We start from the raw sequence: 21,221 nt of genomic DNA, 5'->3' as shown, positions 1-21,221 counted from the left end.
CGAGCTTGTTGTATGGTGCGCGATGAAGCGTATCTATTTATTCTACCAATTTTCTTTCGGTAAAGCTCTCGATCAAGCTTCCGAACCATTTCCAAAGTCAGGCAGTGTTTACGAGATAACGGTACCCATCACCCGCCGCAGATAACCTTTGCATCATAACCGATCAACTTTTGGCGGTCGGCGTGCATGGGCGTTGTTATGCTGCTAGAACGCTAACCACCTGGTTGTAGCCAACCTTTGATAGCCGACTTGACAACTTTGAGATATTTGTTTTCTAAAATGAACTCGTCGATTGCTGTTTCACCGCTTGCCTGGAGCGCACCTGCGACACGACGCTTAAAACTTGGAGTAGTTTCATCATTAACATAAGCAACTTTTTCTGACTCAGTTGCAGTTGGGTTCGTCTGCTCCAACTGATTCAAGAGTTGCTGAATTTCCTCGGCTGCTTCAGCAAGAGTCCTCCGCGACTCAGATAAATGGATATGCTGATTTGCCTGCTGCCGCGCATTGCCAGAAACTTTGTTTGCGAAATTAGCAACGTTTGCTTCGCGAAGGTCATTGCTGAATGATTCTGAGCTTGATTGACTTTCTGATGAAGAATTTTGCATTTGTGACTGTCTTATATCGATTTGGATAAAACTACTATAATCCTTCTTGGCAGCGATCTGTTTTTCTTCTTGGGAAAAAGTCATTTCTTCGCCTAAAATCCCATCTTCCTCTAATTTCAATGACCAGTTAAGAACGACATCCCGTACAGCCTCTAGCACACCTGTTGCTTGTGATATATCCATATGTATTTGCATTTCAAATCGAATGCCATGGTACTCTCTTAAAAATTTTCCCAATGCTGGTGGCATGGTAATTAAAGGGTCGTTTTTATCCTTCAAATTTTCAACAAGTGTTTCTATTTCACTGATTGGTTGAAGAACAGGTCGTTTAGATATCAACTCGTGAATCTCAGGATGAACTATGACTGGTATCCATCCGAGATAAGGATCACGGGCCTTTAACTCTCCAAACATGAAGCGATATTGAGGGAGATATGATATCTCAGGATAGCCATTAAGTTCTTTTTCTACCCATTGCTGAAACTTCTGAATATTGAGTTTCCTTGCAACAACCAAAGCTTTTCTTAGCAGAAGTAACACGGAGATTTCTGGATTAAGCGCATCTCTTTGTAGTTCCAAAACTAATGAACCCATAAAGCTTCGTTGACCTTGCTTCAAAAACTGCATTTTTATTCTAACGTGTCATTTAAATTACTCTTTTGAATTGCCCTGCCGATAATTTTAAAGTGCTGCCCTAACCGATAGCCCAGCATCATAACTTATAATTATGTTGCAGTTGCGGTACAATACTGCATATATTCTAAAGATACCGCATATCGATGACGTATGTCAACCGCTTCTTACTCCCCATCGGAATCTCCTTTCCTCGATCGAGTTCGCCGCACGATTTGACTCAATCACTTAAGCCCTCGCACTGAAAAAAGCTATCTTTATTAAATTTTAAATTAGAGAGCATTTAGAGTCGCTCTCACACTGGGGCGATCGGAAAAATCGAGACATTCATCACAACTTCTTCACGCACGAATAACTGTAACGGTTCGCCCCATTGGTGTCAGATGAATTTCAGTATTCAGTCGTTCTTCTAATTCGAGCGCATTCTCGCGCCGATCGAATATCACCAACCACCCTTCATCTTGTCCCAATCGAGCCAAATATCCATCTAACTGTTCCAACCCTTTACTCAACGGATCGACTTTCCGAGTTCGCCAAACCTTCAGTTCAATTCCCAATGTTACCTCACCATAACGCAGGCATAAATCCATTCTGTCGCGTCCGATCGCATATTCCCGCTCCAACGTTCCCCCACCATTAATCACCCGATGCAGAAACGCCATCAACACTAAATGAGGGGCAATTTCGGGGTAAGATGCACTTTTGAGTAACGGTTCGCCATGCTGTAGCCAAAACGCGAGAAACGCTTGCAGGAGTGCATCTGGTAGTAGTTCGCCGCGATCGTTCAACCAACTCGGACGGATAATCGGTAAACTATCTTGCGGCCCTTGCGCCAAAACTCGCGGCAACACTTCTCGATAAATCGGATTGGCGATGACTAAACCCCCGGCTGGATCTCGTTTGAGCAAGCCCAAATCTACGAGGTATTGGCGATCGTCATTAGAAGATTCTGGCAATTCTCGTCCGGCTAGCATCGGCTCGATAATGGCTTTGACTCGGTTTTCTCGCAGTCGTTCTGCCAAACTATCTAAATGCGTATCTTGTCGTTTTATGAGAATTTCTTTGGCTTCTAAAATATGGTCGGGTGTAATTTCTATAGATTCATCGGTAACTAATTCTTCTACAATTTCCTTAGCTAAAGCATTCACTAACCAAGGTTGTCCCTGAGTCAGTTCAAAAGCTAAGGCTACGGCTTCAGGTGTAAAAACTTGTCCGGTATCTTCGGTATGTTGCGCGTAGAGTTCGGCGACTTCTGAGGCATTAAAATCTCTCAGAGTAATCGATCGCACTTTAATATTAAACGGACTGGATGTATTGAGTCGATCGCTTCCCCCCGCCGCCACTTTGTAATCGCGAACATCCCGCAAACCAATTAAACCCACCGATTGCGGAAACGCTTTCGGGCGATTGGGATAACCATCGCGTAACTGGCGCAGAATAGAAATCAAAGCTTGGTCTTGTAGTGCGTCAATTTCATCGATGAAAACCACCAAAGGACGAGATGAAACTTTTGCCCAAGCTTGTAAAGCAGCCCGAATTTTCTGTCCCGATTGCATCGCTGTCCAGTCAGGCGGTTGCAGTTCGAGTGGGAGACGGACGGAACTGTTATCTCGCCAAGCCCCCAAAATAGCCTCTTCTGCACCAGCAATGTCTTGACTGAAGGGTGCGCCCACTTCAACTGACAGCATCACGGCTGTATATTGTCCGCTTTCGGTGAGTTGTTTGGCTAACGCCAGCATAGCGGTGGTTTTCCCCACTTGCCGGGGTGCATGGATGACGAAATAGTTGCGTTGAGCGATTAACCGTTCTAAGCTTGGTAAGCGTACCGTGGGCGACAGTGCGTAATGAATGTCTTCTTGGCAGGGGCCAGCAGTATTGAACCAACGCGGCATAGGTCAACTGGGGCGAATGGGGCTGCTCTCAGTTTAGTGTACTGTTGTTGGAAAGGCGTTTTAGTTGTTAAGCGGGGGTTTGTATCGGCTCTCCGGCCCCGATGAAACTCTCTCAGAGCGAAAGTCGTGCTCGATTCTTGATTCATAGAACGGAAGAACCCCAACTGCCAACTGCCAAAGTTTCACTCTTCCACGCGATCGCCCAATTCCGCTAAACGAGTGCGAGACTGCCACCATTTCGGCTGCACTTTGACAAATAACTCCAAATATACTTTCCCCTCAATTAACTTTTGAATCTGTTCTCGCGCCGCACTGCCGATCGACTGTAAGCGGAAACGATATAACTCAAATGAGCGACACTCCAATGTGTGAACTCACACAAGTTTCACTATAAAAAGCGACTGTGAAGCCATCGAAGACAGCAGTTATACCTGAAATATCAAATGAAAACACTCGAATGCACAGAGGATTCCCATCATGTTTACAGAAGAAAAAACTCTCAATAATCAAGCTATCGCTGTCGTCGCCGATTCTACTTCTCAATCAACTCTTGCAGTTGCTGAAGCGTCTAAACTCATGAAACCTACTTTAAAACGGGGTTCTACTGGTCAAGCCGTCAAAGAACTGCAACAGCTTTTATATCATTGGGGCTATTATTACGGTTTTTCGATCGATGGTATTTTCGACACCTATGTTGAAGACGCCGTAAAAGACTATCAACACCGCGTCTTTTTACCTGAAGATGGGATTGTCAGTCCTCTAACCTGGCAAGCACTATACTCCGGTGCACCTGTGAATATGCCGACTCTCATGATTGGTAGTTCAGGTAATGCTGTCAAAATTGTTCAGAATGTCTTGAAATTGAATGGATACTATTTCGGTTTTGTTGACGGATACTTCGGGGTTATGACCAAAGTAGCGACGATCCAGTTCCAAACGATTAAGGGTTTACCAGCCGATGGAATTGTCGGGCCGAGAACTTGGCACGCTTTGAGCAAGTTACCGCACTAAACAACGGTATATCTCACTGGTATAGGACTTACGTGCCGACTCTAATTGTAGGGTGCGAAACGCGCACCTTACAACTACGGAAGTTTAATTTCTCCGTTGTTGCGTAAGTCCTGCTAGTTAAGCTTTAATCATGTATGAGGTTAATCAAATGACACATTCTGCTATCCTTGAAGCTCCAGCAAATTCTTCTGAACCCGGACAAGAGCTGGCTGAATTTTTGCAGGAAGATAATGGACACTACTCGGCAATGCGAGCGATGAGTTTTATTGCACTGATTGCAGCAATTGTGTTTGGCGTCATCACAATAACTAGCAAGAATGCTGATGGCAAATACATTACAACTTCTTTTTTAGTTGCTGCTTTTGCACCAAAAGCTGTTCAAAAATTTGCCGAACGTCCTTAAAGAGTTGACAGTTGACAATTGACAGTTGACAGTTGCGGGCGGAGTTTTTAGGACAATTATTTAAACTGAACTTCTGCCTACGAGGGGAAGTTCAGTTGTAAAATCTCTCAACGATCGCCCTTATTTGCTCCATCAGTTCGCTTTATTCTTCCACCCGATAGCCCAATTCAGCTAAACGAGTACGAGACTGCCGCCACTTCGGCTGCACCTTGACAAATAACTCCAAATACACTTTGCCCTCAATTAACTTTTGAATCTGTTCTCGCGCCGCACTGCCGATCGACTTGAGCATACTGCCGCTTTTACCGATTAAAATGCCTTTTTGGGAATCTCGTTCGACGTGAATTGTCGCTAGAATCCTAGTAATTTTCGCTTCTTCTTGAACTATGTCGATCGCGATTGCTACGGAATGCGGCACTTCTTCCCGCGTCAGCAGCAAAATCTGTTCCCGAATCAATTCGCCCATAATAAAGCGTTCCGGCTGGTCAGTCACCAAATCTGGCGGATAATAATAAGGTCCAACCTCCAAATGTTCGATTAACAATTGTTGCAGCGGCTCGACACCCTCGCCCGTGAGAGCCGAAAATTTCACCACCGGCCACTCAGGATTGACAATTTGCTCGTAAGTGCGATCGATCAACACGGAATCCTCCGGTTGTTCGTCCAACTTATTCATCCCCAAAATCACCGGAACTTTGCAATTGCTGAGAATTTCGACAATATATCGATCGCCCCCTCCCGATTCCACCGAACCATCCACCACAAACAGCACCACATCCACCGACTGAATCGCTGTGCGGGCATTCTGCACCAAAACCTTGCCCAATTGGTGATGCGGCTTGTGAATTCCGGGAGTATCTACAAAAATAATTTGTGCTTCCGGTGTCGTTAGGATGCCCCGCAGCCTGTTACGTGTCGTCTGAGACACCGGCGAAGTAATCGCAATTTTCTGCCCCACCAACTGATTCATCAGCGTTGATTTGCCGACATTCGGGCGTCCGACAATACCCACAAAGCCGGATTTGTAACCCGCCGGAGCCACGGGAACACCCATAATGTCCGATACGTCGATAAATTTACTATCTTCCACTAAAATCACCTATTTTCAAGCCCCTTCTCTGTCTATTGTCGCCTGAAAATACTCAAACGCCCATCGATGCACTCTAGCATCTTTCTCGTCCTGCTATAGCCCGCAACACTCAAACCTCGATCGAGCCGCAAACCAGTATTAAAACGTGATACGCGATCGGCAAAACTTGATATCTGAGACAAAATTTGATAAAGTTCCAATGACATCGCTCAAAAATGAATCATTCTGGTAAAACCGACTCCCCAATGCTGTAACAACTTCAGATGGGTAAATATCTAACTCAACTGAAACTTTTCTACAGTTTGTCAGGCAAACCAGTTTTAACATTTTTGAAGATGTTTGGTAATAAATTAGGTAAGTTGAACTCAAACTCAAAAGCTCAATATCATCAGGCGCTTTCTCAATAAAAGCTAGTGTCTTTTGAGCATACCTAAATTAGTGCTAATCGTCATAAAGTTGAGGAGATGAATCAGATGAAATCGAAATTATTTTGGAGTTGCTGCACCGTTTTGGTAGCAAGCTTGCCTGTTTCCGCCTTGGCTCAAACAAGCCCTCCCACAAGCCCTCAAGCAGGTATTGACTACAAGGGTGGCTCGAAGAAATACCAGTTGCTACCGGGCAGAATCCAGGACAGAACCTTGCCCAGAGCCTTTGACTTTCCAATTATTACCAATGTTGGTACTGACACTAGCATCACCTCGGATTTCCTAATTACCGATCAGTTTCGCGCCCCAGCGGGTCGTACAGAATACACCGGAGCTCTCACCGCCTGGGCAGCATCAATCAGAGAATGTCTCGCCAAACAACCGCTCTTGATTCGAGCCAGCACTAAGAACCCGATTCAGATTAATGGTAGAGTAGGCACGATTGTCAGAAACGCAAATAACCGTGCAGTTTGCAAATAAGCCAGCAATATCACAGGGGCTAAATTGACCGTAATTGCTGTAAGGGCGGGTTCACCAATATCTCCCATGCAAGCATCGATACAGTAAACCCGTCACCGCAGCGATATTGGGGTCAATCGAGGCCAGTTGATATAACTTCCGCTATCTTAAAGATAAAAACTAGAGAGTGTTTTTGAACAAAAAGAGCAATAGAAAACCTATTGCTCTTTTTGTTGGCGAAATTTCAATTAATATCTATTAGGACTTATATGATATCCGCTGAAACGACATCATATAAGAGGTTTGTAGTGAGGAATGCAAGTCCTTATCAAAGTTTAAGGACTTGCATTCCTCACTGCAAACGACATAATTACGCAGAAACCAGATTTTTTCCAAAAAATCCCGTGGAACCCGAGGGATATGGATTTTAACACCTGGTTTATCAAAGTTTGTCTGCGTAATTCAGGATTTAGTAGCGCAAAATTCATGTGTACTCAGTAAAATTTCGCCATAATCTGGAATCCAAGCTAGCCACTGTTCTTCCGAACATTCACACAACAGCCACGCTTCGTCAAAGCTGAATGCGGTTGGCGGATTGAACAATTTAACCCACATAGAAGGAGCCAATTTTGGTGCAGGTACGGCGCAGCCAAATTTTTCCCAGTCGCGGACACTGGCGAAGCTTCCGGGCGTTGGTTGGGATTGCCAAGTACGAATATCTGTTTGCAGTTGCATAACTACTCCTGTCTAGCTAAGAGTCTGCACCAGGGTCCGGTTGAAACAACGCAGAGCGAAGGCGCAGATAAACTTTGATTATGTAGTCTATGTTACGGAATTATCTAGGGGAATGTGTAAGGTTGTAGCAAAAATTTACAATCGAGAGGAAAAAACTGGCTCAAAGCTGAAAAGGTCGATCGGCTATTGTTCAGCTCGGCAAAAATCGCCTACCATAGCAAAAAACATCTGATTTATTTCAAAAATTCTGACATGAACCAAACTGCCAAATCCCAGTGGAAAACTCTAGATCGCTTTGTAGAAATCAACTCTCATTGGGTAAAACTAATCGCCGAACATCTCGAAACAACCGAAGGGCAAACAGTAGAATATTGGCGAGTAGAAAGAGCAGATTCAGTGGTAATCTTGACCATTCAAGCTGACAAATTGCTGTTTCCCCCACCGATGTATCGCCCCGGCGTGGCAGAAGCAACCCTGGATTTTCCCGGCGGTCGCGTAGAAGCGGAAGCCACACCAGCAGCGGAAGTTCCAGCTATACTCAAGAAAGAACTAGGCGTGACAGAAAGTGCGATCGCCCGCCTCGAACCGATTAACACCGTCGGCTGGGCAATAAACAGTTCCTTCTCCAATCAAAAACTCTACGGTTTTGTTGCAGAATTGCACCCTACAGCAACAGTAAACCCGGAACGGATCGGTGCTGAATATCCTGTCACCCCAGACGGAATTCGCGACTTGCTCAAAAAATTAACTTGCCTCCAATGTCGATCCTTACTGCTAGAATGGCAAAATCAAGTCGATTTTAGATTTTAGATTTTAGATTTTAGATTAGGAATTGTTTTCCGAGGGTCGCCCATTTTAAGTTGCTGAAAACCCAAATCACCAAAACTAATCATGCCTCTCAATAATGAAGTTGCTGTCGAATGCCTCGACGTTACATATCGTTTAAACCGCAGGCATTTAGTAGACAAACTCAATTTCAAAGTGCTGCAAGGAGAAGTTTTAGTATTGCTGGGACGCAGCGGTAGTGGCAAAACTACTACCATGAAATTGATTAACAATTTACTAACGCCAAGCAGCGGCGAAGTTCTTGTCATGGGAAAACCGACAACTCAGTGGAACTCAATTCAACTACGCCGAAAAATTGGCTATGTGATTCAAGAAATCGGTTTGTTTCCCCATTTTACTGTCGAGCAAAACGTCGGTTTAGTGCCAAAATTAGAAGGTTGGGAGGGCGATCGCATTCAATCTCGCGTCCGGCAACTGTTAGAATTAGTCAACCTCGACCCCCAGCACTTTGCCAAACGCTATCCCCATCAGTTATCCGGCGGACAGCGGCAGCGGGTAGGCGTCGCTAGAGCACTGGCTGCTGACCCTCCGATATTGTTAATGGACGAACCGTTTGGTGCTTTAGACCCCATTACTCGTCTGGAATTACAGCGAGAATTCGGTCAATTGCAGCAGCAACTGGGCAAAACTGTGATTTTTGTGACTCACGGCATTCAAGAAGCTTTTTTGTTAGCTTCTAAAATTGGTTTGATGCAAGATGGACGGTTGATTGAATTGGCAACACCTGATGATTTTCTCAAATCTCACCATCCAGAAGCTCGCGCATTTCTTGAATGTTTGCAAGTAGCTAAATTGGAATGATTTAGCAAAAATTTGATAATATAGTTTTAGTAACTAAGCTGATAATCAAACGATGCACAGTCTTTACGAGACAGACTTCTATGCTTGGACGCAAGAACAAGCCAAGTTACTTCGCAAGTGTCAGTGGAGTCAACTTGACTTGCCAAATTTAATTGAGGAGATTGAATCTTTGGGAAAACAGGAACGTCAAGAACTTAGAAATCGTTTGAGCATTTTGCTGGGACATTTGCTGAAGTGGCAATATCAGCCCCAGCAGCGGAGTCGTAGCTGGCTGTCTACAATTCGAGTGCAGCGGCGGGACACTCAGAGACTGATACAGGAGAACCCAAGTCTGAAACCTTACTTGCAAGAAGCTTTCCAAGAAGCTTATCAAAACGGTAGAGATTTGGCAGTAGGAGAAACCGATTTACCTCTCAAAACATTTCCTCAAAACTGCCTTTACAGCTTAGAGGAAATTCTGGATTCTCGCTTCTATCCTGGTGAACCAAGTCCTGAAATGGAAAATGATTTATAAGATTGACAGCAATCAGTAACAACCAATTACCTAATGATAATTTTTATCAACCGCTATGGCGCTGAGATAATTCAGCGCGCCACTGAACACTTATATTTAGTAACTGTTGCAATTTTTATCGCTATTATTGTGGGGATGCCCCTAGGAATTTTAGTCACCAGAAAACCCAAATTGAAAAAGCCAATTTTGGGTTTTGCTAATATTATGCAAACAATTCCCAGTTTAGCTTTGTTTGGCTTGCTAATCCCGGTGCCGGTATTGGGTGGAATAGGCGATCGCACGGCAATTATCGCCCTGACTCTGTATTCTTTACTGCCCATTATCCGCAATACTTATACTGGTATTGTCGGCGTCGATCCAGCGATTACGGAAGCAGGAAGAGGCATGGGGATGACTGATATGCAACTGTTGTGGCAAGTGGAAATTCCCCTGGCACTGGGCGTGATTCTGGCGGGCGTGCGAGTTGCCGCAGTAATTGCGATCGGACTTGCTACAATCGCCGCTGCAATTGGCGCGGGTGGCTTGGGGGTGTTTATTTTTCGCGGCGTTGCTACCGTCAACAATCAGTTACTTTTGGCTGGGGCAATTCCGGCGGCTTTAATGGCCTTAGCTGCGGATTTTGGGCTGGGTTTGGTAGAAGCGCGCCTCTCGAAAAGTACCTTAAAAACTATTAATGAGGACTAAAATCCTGGCTACCTTCCGTCAGCGTTGTCACTCTCTGCGAACCAGAAGCATTAACAGGACTTGCTATCAGATTGCGGATTTCATTTGAGCGTTGAATGTACTCGCGATCGCTCAAAACAGCTTGGCTTCCCTCCAGCGAAATAGCCTCTGCCAAATCGAGCCAAGAACGGCAACCGCCGTATTCAGGAATGTAGGGAATTTCGCGGCTTTCTGCAAGGCGATAAGCCCGCAGCAATAAAATATAAATTGGCTGAGTTTGTTTCCATTTCAGGCGATCGATGACAAAATTTTCATTCCAAATATGGTACGGAAATAGCGCAGTAATTGCCGGTTCCCAAGCTACCAAAAAAACATCAGTAATCTCCGCCCAACTGCCAATTCTAATAACTTCAGGATGCCAACCAGATTCGACAGTCTTGACTTGATTTGCAAACTCCGGCTTTAATAAACCCGGCTGTTGGTGTTCAAAAGTTGGATACAGCAAAACCTGTTTGTCAGTGACATTGAACTGTCCTGCTTGCTCGCGAATTCCCCCCTTCCGCAACAGCACAATCGTTTGACCTTGTTCCAAAGCATTAACTGCTACATTCCATTCTTTCAGCGCCCTAGTAGTTGATTTCATAAAAATTTAGTTGAGTTTTAACCAAAATAACAAAAATCGGTACTTTCAAGCAAGTACAGCCATTTCTTCCTGTTAAAATAAGGTAGTCCTGACTATGCAAGACTACGTTGTTATTTTGATAAAGACAATAATTGGTTGGACTATATAGTGAGCTACCTACTTTTCTCTTTATTACTCTAACCGATAAAATAATCGTCTCTTCTGTGTCCAAGCTATACTATACTATCACACCCGGTAGATTCAGCAGTTTTGTCGTTAATTTTTTCAGGAGTTTACTTGACTACTTAATAAAGTTTAAAGATTCTCGCATATTAAGTACCAAACAAGCATATTGAGATTTGTTAAAATTTAAATGTTATTCAAAAAGCTTAGATTATACTTTTTTAAAGTGCAGATAAAATAGTTTTTAAATTCCGTTCTGTCATAAATATCAGTATCTTTACTAAAATACCGCCTGCTGTTCAATTTTTTATTAGTGAAATTACGCACATGAGTATTACTATTTTCGGTTACAACCTCAGTGAAGCCATTTACGAAAGTGTCAATACTATTATTTATCGCGGCACCAAATATATTGATCGAACCTCAGCAATTATCAAAACCTTCAAAGCTGAGCATCCGACAATCGAAGAAATTTCCCGCTTAAGACACGAACATAAAATCCTCAGACATTTAGACAGTGAAGGAATAGTTAAGCCCATAGCGTTAGAAAACTATCATAACGGTTTAGCGCTGATAGTAGAAAATTTTAGCGGTCAATCTTTGAAAGATTTTCTTAACAATCAACCCTTGGCTATAAACGCATTTATAAAAATCGGAATTCAGTTAGCAACAACTCTTGGAGATATCCATCAGAGTAATGTTATCCATAAAGACATTAAACCCCAAAATATATTAATCGATCCAGAGACAAAAGAAGTAAAAATTATTGACTTTAGCATTGCTTCTCTTTTAGAACGAGAAAATCAAACTATCACAAATCCCAACTTATTAGAAGGAACTCTTGCTTATATGTCGCCGGAACAAACTGGCAGAATGAACCGCTCAGTTGACTACCGCACCGACTTTTACTCCCTCGGTATTACATTTTATGAAATGCTGACGGGTAAGCTACCTTTTTCCGCAAAAGACCCCCTGGAATTCGTTCATTGCCATATAGCTAAAGCACCTATACCACCTCAAAAGCTGAATCACGAAATCCCGGATGCAGTTTCTGAAATTGTAATGAAATTATTATCTAAAACCGCTGAAGATAGATATCAAAGTGCTTTCGGACTAAAAGCTGACCTAGAAACCTGCCAGGAGATGCTTTCTTCAGGAGAGATTTCCAACTTTATTATCGGTCAACTAGATTCCTACAGCCAATTTCTGATTCCGCAAAAACTCTATGGACGGGAAATAGAAGTTGCTAGTTTGCTAGAAGCCTTCGCTCGCGTCAGTGGTGGGACAACGGAAATGATGCTAGTTTCCGGTTATTCAGGTATCGGCAAATCTTCCTTAGTTAACGAAGTTGATAAACCAATAGTGGCAGCGAGAGGGTATTTTATTGGCGGTAAATTTGACCAATTTAAACGCAATATTCCTTATGCTGCTCTAATTCAAGCATTTCAAGGATTGATGCGGCAACTCCTCACGGAAAATTCGGATCAAATAGCAAGTTGGAAAGCTAAAATTCTCGAAGCACTTGGTGGCAATGGGTCAATTATTATTGAGGTGATTCCCGAAGTAGAAAAGATTATTGATCCACAGCTTGCGGTTCCAACTTTGGGACCCACTGAATCTCAAAACCGATTTAATCGAGTGTTTCAAAAATTTATACAGGTGTTTAGTAAAGCCGAACACCCCTTAGTGATATTTTTGGATGACTTGCAGTGGACCGATTCAGCTTCGCTTAAGCTTATCCAGCTAATAATGACCGATCCAGATAGTAAATATTTGCTATTAATGGGGGCTTATCGGGATAATGAAGTCAGTGCCACTCATCCCTTAATTTATACTTTAGAGCAAATTCAAAATACCAGGGCGATAGTAAATAATATTATCCTCCAACCTTTGGATATATCTCATGTCAACCAATTAGTGAGCGAAACCCTTCGCAGTCAAATTTCCCAAGTTTTGACCCTGGCTGAGTTAGTTTTTCAGAAAACCCAGGGGAATCCCTTTTTCTTAACTCAACTGCTCAAATCCCTTTATCAAGACCAACTCCTATCCTTTGATTTCAATCAAGTTTGCTGGCAGTGGGATATTCAACTGCTTCAAGGCATTGATATCAGCGATAATGTAGTCGAATTGATGGTTAGCCAAATTCAAAAGCTGTCGTCTCAGACCCAGAATGTCTTAAAATTAGCGGCCTGTATAGGAGATAAATTTAGTTTAGAAGTTTTGGCAATTGCTAATAAAAAATCTCAGTCAGAGACGGCCAGGGATTTATGGGAAGCGCTACAAGCTGGTTTCGTTCTGCCACTAAATAATTCCTACAAAATCCCCCTGCTATTTGAATCGGAAATATTTACAGAAAACTCAACCGAGCAGTTTAATGTCACCTACAAGTTTTTGCATGACCGAGTGCAACAGGCGTCTTATTCTCTGATACCCGACGAGCAGAAAAAAGAAACTCACCGAAAAATTGGTCAGCTACTGCTGAATTCCACAACCCCTGAAGAACGAAAAGAAAATATCTTTGCACTGGTTAACCAACTAAATTATGGAACGGATTTAATCACTTTAGAGGTGGAAAGATATGAGTTGGCAGAACTGAATCTGGTCGCCGGACAGAAAGCTAAAGCTGCCACAGCTTATGAGTCGGCTGTCAAATATTTGAATGTGGGTTTAGAACTACTCCCCGATAATAGCTGGGAGAGTCAATATGAGCTGACGTTTAACCTCCATCTGGAAGCAGCAGAAACTGAATATATAAACACTAATTATGAGCGAGCGCAACATTTATCTGAGACGACCCTGAAACAATCGAAAACCCTTCTGGAAAAAGGCAAGGTCTACGAACTTATAATTCAATTAGAGATGTCTCAAAATCGGAGAATATCAGCTATAGATAATGGAATCGCCGTTCTGGAAATGTTCGGAATTAGCTTAGAGCCAGAACCACCTCAAGAACTGATAGTTGATGATTTAGCTAACTTGCCGACAATGACAGTTCCCGATAAACTCGCAGCTATGCGAATATTAAATCTTATTATAACACCAGCTTTTATTGTAAATCCTGCGATGTTTCCGCAAATTCTTTATACAAAAATAGCCTTGTCTATTAAGTATGGAAATTCGCCTGAGTCTGCTTTTGCTTATCTTTGGTATGGAGTGTTACTCTGTGGAGGATTAGGAGACATAGATTCTGGATATCGATTTGGCAAATTAGCTATTTTTTTACTAGAACAATTTAACGCACTTACCCTTAAATCCAAAATAATTTGTATATTTAATTGTCTGGCAAGGTTTTGGAAAGATCCGCTTAAGGCAACCCTAGAATCTTTGGTTGAGGCAATTCAAAGTGGTATAGAAACTGGAGATATAGAATATGCTTGTCACAGTATAGCAAATTATTGCAATCACTTACTTTTTAGCGGGGGAGAGCTACAAAAACTTGAGCAAGAACAGGCAAAATATGTTTGTATGACCATTCAGCTCAAACAAGAATATGATACTTTATTTGTGAAAGTTCACCAACAAATAGTTGACAATTTACTGGACAAAAACTCAGGCAAATACCATTTACTAGGTGCAAGCTTTAATGAAAAAGAACTACTGCCAGGAATTATAGCTTCTAATAATGGGACTTTGCTCTATGCCTATTATGCCGGCAAAATGATGCTATCTTATTTATTCAAAGAGTTTAATCAAACAGTAATAATTGCTCATTTAGCATTAAACTACGCCAGCATGGGTGCAGGATTAATCCACATGAGTATCGACAACTTTTACCATTCTCTTTCCCTCCTAGCACTGTATTCAAAAGCCTCGCCAAAAGAGAAAGAAAAATATCTAAGTGTAGTAGCAGCTAACCAAGAAAGAATGAAGACTTGGGCGTTCCATGCGCCGTGCAATTTTCAGCACAAGTATGACTTAGTAGAAGCAGAAAAAGCGCGGATTTTGGGACAACCTTTAGAAGCCGCTGATTATTACGATCGCGCCATAGCCGGATCCAAAGAACAGGGATATATCCAAGAAGAAGCATTAGCCAACGAACTAGCAGGAGAGTTTTATTTGTCCCGCGCTAAAGATAAAATTGCTCGGATTTATTTAACAGATGCTTACTACGGATATAGTCGCTGGGGAGCGAAAGCTATAGTCAAAGATTTAGAAGCCAGATATCCTCAAATATTTTCCCGGATAGCCAAGCCAGAAACTCAACGTAGCCAGGTCACGATGACCACTACCTCGACGAGTGGAGGAAGTGCAGGAGCTCTAGATTTAGCTACTGTGATCAAAGCATCTCAAGCTCTTTCTGGTGAAATTGTACTGAGTAAGCTGTTGGCGAAATTGATGAAAATTGCGATCGAGAATGCGGGTGCTCAAAGTGGCATTTTCATTTTAGAAAAAGCTGAAAATCTACTAATAGAAGCTTACGGAAGCATAGATAGCGATGTAGAAGTGCTGCAAACAATCCCCGTAGAAAAAAGTCAGCAACTACCCATATCTTTGATTAACTATGTTGCCCGAACTCAGGAAAATGTTGTATTAAACGATGCGAGTTGTGAGGGAAACTTCACGGCGGATAATTATATCGTCAACCAAAAACCCAAGTCAGTATTATGTACTCCCATCGTCCATCAAGGAAAACTGACTGGCATTCTTTACTTAGAAAATAATCTCACAACTGGTGCTTTTACTCCCGATCGTTTAGAAGTTTTACAAGTTTTATCTTCTCAAGCAGCTATTTCGATTGAAAATGCCCGTCTTTATAACGATTTGGCAGCAGCCAACGCTACTTTAGAAGCGAAGGTGGTAGAAAGAACGCAACAGTTACAAGAAAAAAATATCCATTTACAAAAAGCAGAAGAATTAGCGAAAGCCGCCAACTCTGCCAAGAGTGAGTTTCTTGCTAATATGAGCCACGAACTCCGAACGCCACTCAATGGCATTTTAGGTTACACGCAAATCCTCAAACGACAAAAAAACTTGGCTGACCAGCAAAAAGATGGTCTGAACGTCATTAGTCAGTGTGGCGATCACCTCTTAACCCTGATTAACGATATTTTAGACCTGTCCAAAATCGAAGCCCGAAAAATGGAAATTCACTTGAGTAATTTCCATTTCTCACAATTTTTGGAAGGCATCGCTGAAATTTGTAATATTCGGGCCGAACAAAAAGGAATTTCCCTGATTTACGAGCCCATTACCCAACTACCTATTGCCGTTCAGGGTGATGAAAAACGATTGCGGCAAGTTTTAATCAACTTACTCGGCAATGCGATTAAGTTTACCGAAAAAGGTGGGGTGGTATTCAAAGTAGGATATCAGGAGGGCAAAATCCGGTTTCAAGTGGAAGATACCGGAGTGGGTATGGCACCAGAGCAATTGCAAGACATATTTTTGCCTTTTCATCAAGTAGGAGATACTAACCACAAGGTTGAAGGAACCGGGTTGGGACTGGCAATTAGCCGCCAATTAGTCCAGATGATGGGCGGTGAAATAAAGGTGAATAGTACATTAGGACAAGGGAGCGTTTTCTGGTTCGATTTAGATTTGCCAGAGGTATCGGAATGGGCGACTAATGCAGCCAAAGCCAATGCCCACACAATCGTTGGTTTCAAAGGCCGAAAGCGAAAGATTCTCATAGCTGATGACAAGTGGCAGAATCGCTCGATCATAGCGGGAATGCTTCAGCCGTTAGGATTTGAAATTCTGGAAGCAACGGAGGGTCAGGACTGTTTAAACAAGGTGGTCGAGTTTAAACCCGACTGTATTTTAATGGACTTGATGATGCCCGTAATGAGTGGCTTAGAAGCAACGCGCCGGATTCGCAAATCACTAGATCAGGCTAAGTTAGTGGTGATTGCTACTTCTGCCAGCGTTTTTGATTTTGATCGACAACAAAGTGTTGAGGTAGGTTGCAATGATTTTATTCCCAAACCCATACGAATCGAGGAGCTTTTAGAAAAATTACGTACTCATTTAGGGTTAGAATGGATTTATGAAGAAAATCTGGAAGAGATTAGGAAAGCAGAAGGAGAAAAAAAATCTCTAAGTTCTGAAATCATAGCTCCCCCCGATGAGGTAATCGCCGTTTTATTCAATTTAGCGATGATGGGCGATCTTCGAGCCATTGGGGAGGAAGCTAAAAAGTTAGAAGAACTCAATGAGCAATGGGGGCCCTTTGCTACGCATCTACGCCAGTTAGTGAAAGGATTTGAAGAACAACAAATCTTGGAGTTTATTAAGAAATATAGGATTGCCAAATAATGAATAACGAACTTCCCGAACAAAGCACAATTTTAATCGTAGATGACACTCCGACTAATTTAGGTGTCCTGTTCGATTTTTTGGCAGATTTTGGCTTCAAGGTATTGGTAGCTAGAGATGGGCAAAGTGCTCTCCAGAAGGTAGAATATGCCCCACCGGATCTGATCCTGTTGGATGTGCTCATGCCCGGAATAGATGGGTTTGAAACTTGTCGCCGTTTGAAAGCGAATGATTTAACGAGAGACATTCCCGTGATTTTTATGACTGCTCTTGCTGATACGGTGGATAAGGTTAAAGGTTTGAGTCTGGGTGCGGTGGATTATATTACTAAGCCTCTTCAGCATGAAGAAGTTTTAGCTCGTGTTAATGTCCACATGAAGCTCCGCAACCTGTCGAAAAAACTCTTAGATAAAAATGTGTGCTTGCAAGCAGAAATCGAACAGCGTGTCGAAGCGGAATCCTCGCTGTTGAAGCTGGCATCGGAGTTGGAAAGGCGAGTGGAGGAAAGGACGGCTGAACTTTTGCAATCCAATCAATTGCTCAAACAGGAGATTCAAGAGCGTCTGCAAGCAGAGGCGGGATTGCAACAATCGGAAGCTCAATTGCGAAGCCAAACTAAATGTTTAGAAAAGGCTTTTCTAGAATTACAAATCACGCAGACTAAACTTGTGCAGAGCGAAAAAATGTCTTCTCTAGGTCAGCTTGTTGCAGGTGTAGCCCATGAAATCAATAATCCCGTTAATTTTATTTTTGGGAATGTTTCTTACGCTCATGATTATACCCAAAATTTGATTGATCTAGTCAATCTTTATCACCAAGAATTTCCGGAGGCAGGTCCAAAAATTGAACAAAAAATAGACGAAATAGAACTAGATTTTTTGGTGGAAGACTTACCTAAATTGCTGAGTTCAATGAAGGTAGGTGTAGACCGAATTCGCGAAATTGTTCAGTCGCTGCGAATCTTCTCGCGATTGGATGAATCTGAGATGAAACCAGTGGATATTCACCAGGGTATTGATAGCACTCTGTTAATTTTGCATAACCGTGTTAAAGGAAGGGGCGATCGACCTGCAATTGAGGTGGTTAAAGAATTCGGCAATCTGCCTCTGGTAGAGTGTTATGCGGGTCAGCTTAACCAGGTGTTTATGAATCTTGTTGCTAATGCCATTGATGCCATAGATGATTATAATACGACGAGATCGTTAAGTGAAATGAAAGCTAATCCTTCTAAGATTTTCATTCGCACGGAGGTCACAGACTCTAATCGGGTGTTAATTCATATTAAGGATAACGGGCCTGGGATGACAGAAGAAATTAGCCAACACCTATTTGAGCCATTTTTTACTACTAAGCCTATCGGGAAGGGTACTGGTATTGGGCTGTCAATTTCCCATCAGATTGTAGTGGATAAACACGGGGGGCAGCTCAATTGTATTTCAGCTCCTAATCAGGGGGCAATCTTTATTATTGATATTCCAATTAACCAGAAAATTTTTGCTAATAATTTAATTACGGTGTCTGAAACAGCTTTAGGGATTTCTTAGTTGATTTTAACAAAACGGGAGTTTAATAACTTTTAAGGGTTGCACAACTATATCAAAATCGATCGGGCAGGGGGATATTCCCATACTTTAGGTAATGAAGTAAGAAACCGATAGAAGCTTTCGGGAGCATCTCACTTTTGCAGCCAAGCTAGAAATTGGAGTTTTGAGGCAGGAGTCAGAAGGAAGGAGAAGAAGTATTTTTACCAATATGAGATGCTCCTTTGCTATTGCTGATTGGGGCGGATTCACATTTAGGAAAAATTTAGGACAGTTTATACTTCCATTATGCAACGCCCGAAAATACACGGGACGGGCGCGACGCCCATCCCACAAAAAAATCAAAAATAAGCCGGACCGGCGGGACGTCCATCCCACAAAAAAATCAAAATCATCCCGCTATTATGCAGCGCGTCGTCTTGACTAACTTTATTGCTAAATTCTCACTGCAAAAGATGCTGCTAATTCCCGTTCTGGTTCCATACCAACTGTAGGTGGCATGGAACGATTTGCTACTTGCTCAATTAGTTGTAAATGTTGCGGCAGCATTTTAGCTAAACTGTAGCGTTCTAAGGCGGTTTGACGGGCTTTGATGCGAATTTCTGCCATGCGGGTAGGATGGTCTAAAACTTCATCAATCCGATCGGCTACTTGTTTCGGTGAGAAGTAATCGACTAGCAAACCGTTTTCTCCATCGCGGATAACTTCTCTGACTGGTCCTGTGTCGGAACCGATTACTAAACATCCGGTTGATAGAGATTCAATCATGGACCAAGATAGCACAAAAGGTCTGGTCAAATAAACGTGTACGTCGGATGCTTGAATTACTTTTAGATAAAGTCCGTAAGGTAGGGGCCCGACAAAGTGAACTCGCGACAAGTCTAGGGGGACTTTTTTGAGCATATAGTCCTTGTAAGACTCGCCGTTGGGTAAAGAACGCCCATAACAAACTCTTTCGGAACCAACGATTACGACGTGACAGTTGGGGCGGCGTTCTTGCACATAGGCGATCGACTCAATGAATTCGGGAAAACCCCGGTAAGGTTCCATTCCCCGCGATACGTAGGTGACAATTTCATCCACGCCAGACAAGTCTAAGTTAGGTAAAACCAGTTTAGCACCGGGGTCTGGTTTGAAGTAATCGGTATCTACGCCGTCGTGGAGTGTGGATAATTTTTGTTGTAGTTCGGGCGGGAATTGCGATCGCTGCCAATAAGTGGGAGACAAACCCCAATCACAAGAATATAAATCGATCAGAATCGGCGCATTTTTGATTCTAATTCTGGCCATATCGTCAACTGTTAAAGGTTCCGCTGGGTCGAAATCTGCGTCTGAACCAATAGCATGATAAAACCACTCGAAATAGCACAAAAGCGGCGTATTTGGAAAGGCTTCTTTGACAAACAATGTCGGCCCCCAACCGGAATGTCCGCAGATAATATCGGGGACAAAACCATCTGCTTTGAGTTGTTCTGCCATTCTAAATACGGCTTGTCCGTAGATGACGGCACTTTCTAAAGGGCGGACGTATTGGTGAGTCTGGGCGTGGGGTTCCCGGCTGGGGGTAAATGCTGCTTTGCGAACGCCGGGAATGTTCCACTCTGGTCGCTCATTTTTAGTGCCGAAAACAATTTGATTTTTGGGATCGGCGCCTAAAGCCGTGATAATGTGGCGGTATTGGGCGGGAAAGTTGGGATGGAGAAATAATGCTTTCATTGACTGTTGTCTGTTGACTGTTTTCTGTTAACTGGTGACTGTTTTCTGTCGTTAGTTGGAATAAAATATTTTGATTCACCTAAAAAGCTTTGGTTTTATTCACTGGGGGTTGGTGCTTTGCAGATCCAGACGCAATCTCGCGGTACTGAAGATGTATTTTTCAGGATGATTTCATAGTTTAAATGATGGAGAAATTTTTCCATAATTGTATCAGTCATAATTGAAAAGGCTGTGCCGTCTCTGTGCCCTAGCAAGTTTTTGTCCCACTCGGTGGCGAATTTTTGCCACCCTAATTCGCTAAAAATATTTGTGTGGTGAAACACACAAATTCGATCGCCTCGCAGCAGTTTGGGAATTCGAGTCAGATAGTTGAATATATCTACCGGCTCTACGTGTACCATTGTATCGTAACAAAAGCAGACATCGGCTGAACCTGGGGCGATGCCGTCTAATGTTAAACCGTCGAGTTTGACGTAAGAAACGCGATCGTCTCCTAAGCGCGATCGCGCGGCTTGCAGCATTTGACTGGAAATGTCGGCACAAATTAGTCGATCGCAATATTTCAGCAGCAGCGAACCGGTTTTTCCCCCGCCGATACCAATTTCTAAAACCGTATGTTCTTTTTTGATGTACGGCGCAATAAATTGCTGTTCTATCAGCGCTTCGTATTCGGCTAAGGAGTTGGCGGCACCGGCAGCTTTACCTATCCATTCGTCGCCAATATGGGCAAGTTCGGCATTAGTTTTTTGCCACTGTTGGGCGTAACTGTCCCATGCCCTTTCATAATCTACTCTTGGGCGATCGGTCATTTTATCATCGTTCAT

16 protein-coding genes and 1 pseudogene are annotated in these 21,221 nt (G+C 42.9%); 9 read left to right on the top strand and 8 right to left on the bottom strand.

Going from position 1 to position 21,221, the window contains the following annotated elements; translation table 11 throughout:
• Positions 1-212 precede the first annotated feature (212 nt).
• The 3 genes and pseudogenes from QUA23_RS07470 to QUA23_RS07460 form a co-directional block, all read right to left on the bottom strand.
• Positions 213-1,226 carry an AbiTii domain-containing protein gene (locus QUA23_RS07470; RefSeq protein ID WP_333110332.1) on the bottom strand — a complete coding sequence of 338 codons (1,014 nt, stop codon included), beginning with the start codon at positions 1,224-1,226 and terminating at the stop codon, positions 213-215.
• A 356-nt stretch (positions 1,227-1,582) separates the two neighbouring features.
• Entirely contained in the window at positions 1,583-3,133 is a 1,551-nt protein-coding gene (locus tag QUA23_RS07465) for an AAA family ATPase (protein ID WP_333073670.1), read from the bottom strand.
• A 182-nt stretch (positions 3,134-3,315) separates the two neighbouring features.
• Positions 3,316-3,462 (bottom strand): annotated as a pseudogene (locus tag QUA23_RS07460) (GTPase Era); the annotation flags it as partial.
• A 148-nt stretch (positions 3,463-3,610) separates the two neighbouring features.
• Between QUA23_RS07460 and QUA23_RS07455 the strand changes: the two are divergent.
• Together QUA23_RS07455 and QUA23_RS07450 are read left to right on the top strand one after the other, a co-directional pair.
• Positions 3,611-4,144, top strand: a complete 534-nt coding sequence (locus QUA23_RS07455) for a peptidoglycan-binding protein (RefSeq protein WP_333073667.1) — start codon at positions 3,611-3,613, stop codon at positions 4,142-4,144.
• Between the two features lie 130 nt (positions 4,145-4,274).
• On the top strand, positions 4,275-4,547 hold the full coding sequence (locus QUA23_RS07450) for a hypothetical protein (RefSeq protein WP_333073665.1): 273 nt from the start codon (positions 4,275-4,277) through the stop codon (positions 4,545-4,547).
• A gap of 142 nt (positions 4,548-4,689) precedes the next feature.
• On the opposite strand, the gene era is transcribed toward QUA23_RS07450, so the two are convergent.
• The gene (gene era, locus QUA23_RS07445; RefSeq protein ID WP_333040924.1) at positions 4,690-5,601 is read right to left on the bottom strand and encodes a GTPase Era; all 912 of its coding nucleotides are present in this window, start codon (positions 5,599-5,601) and stop codon (positions 4,690-4,692) included.
• Positions 5,602-6,110: 509 nt separating this feature from the next.
• Here era and QUA23_RS07440 point away from each other — a divergent pair.
• A complete protein-coding gene (locus QUA23_RS07440; protein ID WP_333073663.1) occupies positions 6,111-6,542 on the top strand; it encodes a hypothetical protein in 432 nt (143 codons plus the stop codon).
• Between the two features lie 441 nt (positions 6,543-6,983).
• Here the strand turns inward: QUA23_RS07440 and QUA23_RS07435 are convergent, their stop codons facing one another.
• Entirely contained in the window at positions 6,984-7,256 is a 273-nt protein-coding gene (locus QUA23_RS07435; RefSeq protein ID WP_333073661.1) for a hypothetical protein, read from the bottom strand.
• Positions 7,257-7,508: 252 nt separating this feature from the next.
• On the opposite strand from QUA23_RS07435, the gene QUA23_RS07430 reads away from it, so the two are divergent.
• The 4 genes from QUA23_RS07430 (at position 7,509) to QUA23_RS07415 (ending at position 10,101) form a co-directional block, all read left to right on the top strand.
• Entirely contained in the window at positions 7,509-8,066 is a 558-nt protein-coding gene (locus tag QUA23_RS07430) for an NUDIX hydrolase (RefSeq protein ID WP_333073659.1), read from the top strand.
• 81 nt (positions 8,067-8,147) lie between these two features.
• Complete coding sequence (locus QUA23_RS07425; protein WP_333073656.1) at positions 8,148-8,903, top strand: ATP-binding cassette domain-containing protein; 756 nt, start codon at positions 8,148-8,150, stop codon at positions 8,901-8,903.
• A gap of 52 nt (positions 8,904-8,955) precedes the next feature.
• A complete protein-coding gene (locus tag QUA23_RS07420) occupies positions 8,956-9,417 on the top strand; it encodes a DUF29 domain-containing protein (RefSeq protein WP_333073654.1) in 462 nt (153 codons plus the stop codon).
• A 33-nt stretch (positions 9,418-9,450) separates the two neighbouring features.
• The gene (locus tag QUA23_RS07415) at positions 9,451-10,101 is read left to right on the top strand and encodes an ABC transporter permease (RefSeq protein ID WP_333073653.1); all 651 of its coding nucleotides are present in this window, start codon (positions 9,451-9,453) and stop codon (positions 10,099-10,101) included.
• On the opposite strand, the gene QUA23_RS07410 is transcribed toward QUA23_RS07415, so the two are convergent.
• Complete coding sequence (locus QUA23_RS07410) at positions 10,088-10,723, bottom strand: DUF1802 family protein (protein ID WP_333073651.1); 636 nt, start codon at positions 10,721-10,723, stop codon at positions 10,088-10,090. The two genes, QUA23_RS07415 and QUA23_RS07410, sit on opposite strands and share 14 nt — an antisense overlap.
• A gap of 489 nt (positions 10,724-11,212) precedes the next feature.
• Here QUA23_RS07410 and QUA23_RS07405 point away from each other — a divergent pair, with 489 nt between their 5' ends.
• Positions 11,213-17,140, top strand: a complete 5,928-nt coding sequence (locus QUA23_RS07405; protein ID WP_333073648.1) for an AAA family ATPase — start codon at positions 11,213-11,215, stop codon at positions 17,138-17,140.
• Positions 17,140-18,684, top strand: a complete 1,545-nt coding sequence (locus tag QUA23_RS07400) for a response regulator (protein ID WP_333073647.1) — start codon at positions 17,140-17,142, stop codon at positions 18,682-18,684. Before QUA23_RS07405 ends, QUA23_RS07400 begins: the two co-directional genes overlap by 1 nt.
• Positions 18,685-19,116: 432 nt before the next feature.
• Here QUA23_RS07400 and QUA23_RS07395 read toward each other — a convergent pair whose 3' ends face one another.
• Positions 19,117-20,397 carry a glycosyltransferase family 4 protein gene (locus QUA23_RS07395; protein ID WP_333073645.1) on the bottom strand — a complete coding sequence of 427 codons (1,281 nt, stop codon included), beginning with the start codon at positions 20,395-20,397 and terminating at the stop codon, positions 19,117-19,119.
• Between the two features lie 95 nt (positions 20,398-20,492).
• Positions 20,493-21,221, bottom strand: a complete 729-nt coding sequence (locus QUA23_RS07390; protein WP_333073644.1) for a class I SAM-dependent methyltransferase — start codon at positions 21,219-21,221, stop codon at positions 20,493-20,495.

Source organism: Microcoleus sp. Pol1C5, assembly GCF_036701115.1.
Taxonomy (GTDB): domain Bacteria; phylum Cyanobacteriota; class Cyanobacteriia; order Cyanobacteriales; family Microcoleaceae; genus Microcoleus.
The sequence above is the reverse complement of the archived record's forward strand: the minus strand, read 5'-3'. Positions and strand labels throughout refer to the sequence as shown.

Coding starts and splice junctions, on each gene's coding strand:
- QUA23_RS07465 (WP_333073670.1), bottom strand. CDS start 3,133: ATGCCGCGTTGGTTCAATACTGCTGGCCCCTGCCAAGAAGACATTCAT.
- QUA23_RS07455 (WP_333073667.1), top strand. CDS start 3,611: ATGTTTACAGAAGAAAAAACTCTCAATAATCAAGCTATCGCTGTCGTC.
- QUA23_RS07450 (WP_333073665.1), top strand. CDS start 4,275: ATGTATGAGGTTAATCAAATGACACATTCTGCTATCCTTGAAGCTCCA.
- era (WP_333040924.1), bottom strand. CDS start 5,601: ATGGGTGTTCCCGTGGCTCCGGCGGGTTACAAATCCGGCTTTGTGGGT.
- QUA23_RS07440 (WP_333073663.1), top strand. CDS start 6,111: ATGAAATCGAAATTATTTTGGAGTTGCTGCACCGTTTTGGTAGCAAGC.
- QUA23_RS07435 (WP_333073661.1), bottom strand. CDS start 7,256: ATGCAACTGCAAACAGATATTCGTACTTGGCAATCCCAACCAACGCCC.
- QUA23_RS07430 (WP_333073659.1), top strand. CDS start 7,509: ATGAACCAAACTGCCAAATCCCAGTGGAAAACTCTAGATCGCTTTGTA.
- QUA23_RS07425 (WP_333073656.1), top strand. CDS start 8,148: ATGCCTCTCAATAATGAAGTTGCTGTCGAATGCCTCGACGTTACATAT.
- QUA23_RS07420 (WP_333073654.1), top strand. CDS start 8,956: ATGCACAGTCTTTACGAGACAGACTTCTATGCTTGGACGCAAGAACAA.
- QUA23_RS07415 (WP_333073653.1), top strand. CDS start 9,451: ATGATAATTTTTATCAACCGCTATGGCGCTGAGATAATTCAGCGCGCC.
- QUA23_RS07410 (WP_333073651.1), bottom strand. CDS start 10,723: ATGAAATCAACTACTAGGGCGCTGAAAGAATGGAATGTAGCAGTTAAT.
- QUA23_RS07405 (WP_333073648.1), top strand. CDS start 11,213: ATGAGTATTACTATTTTCGGTTACAACCTCAGTGAAGCCATTTACGAA.
- QUA23_RS07400 (WP_333073647.1), top strand. CDS start 17,140: ATGAATAACGAACTTCCCGAACAAAGCACAATTTTAATCGTAGATGAC.
- QUA23_RS07395 (WP_333073645.1), bottom strand. CDS start 20,397: ATGAAAGCATTATTTCTCCATCCCAACTTTCCCGCCCAATACCGCCAC.
- QUA23_RS07390 (WP_333073644.1), bottom strand. CDS start 21,221: ATGAACGATGATAAAATGACCGATCGCCCAAGAGTAGATTATGAAAGG.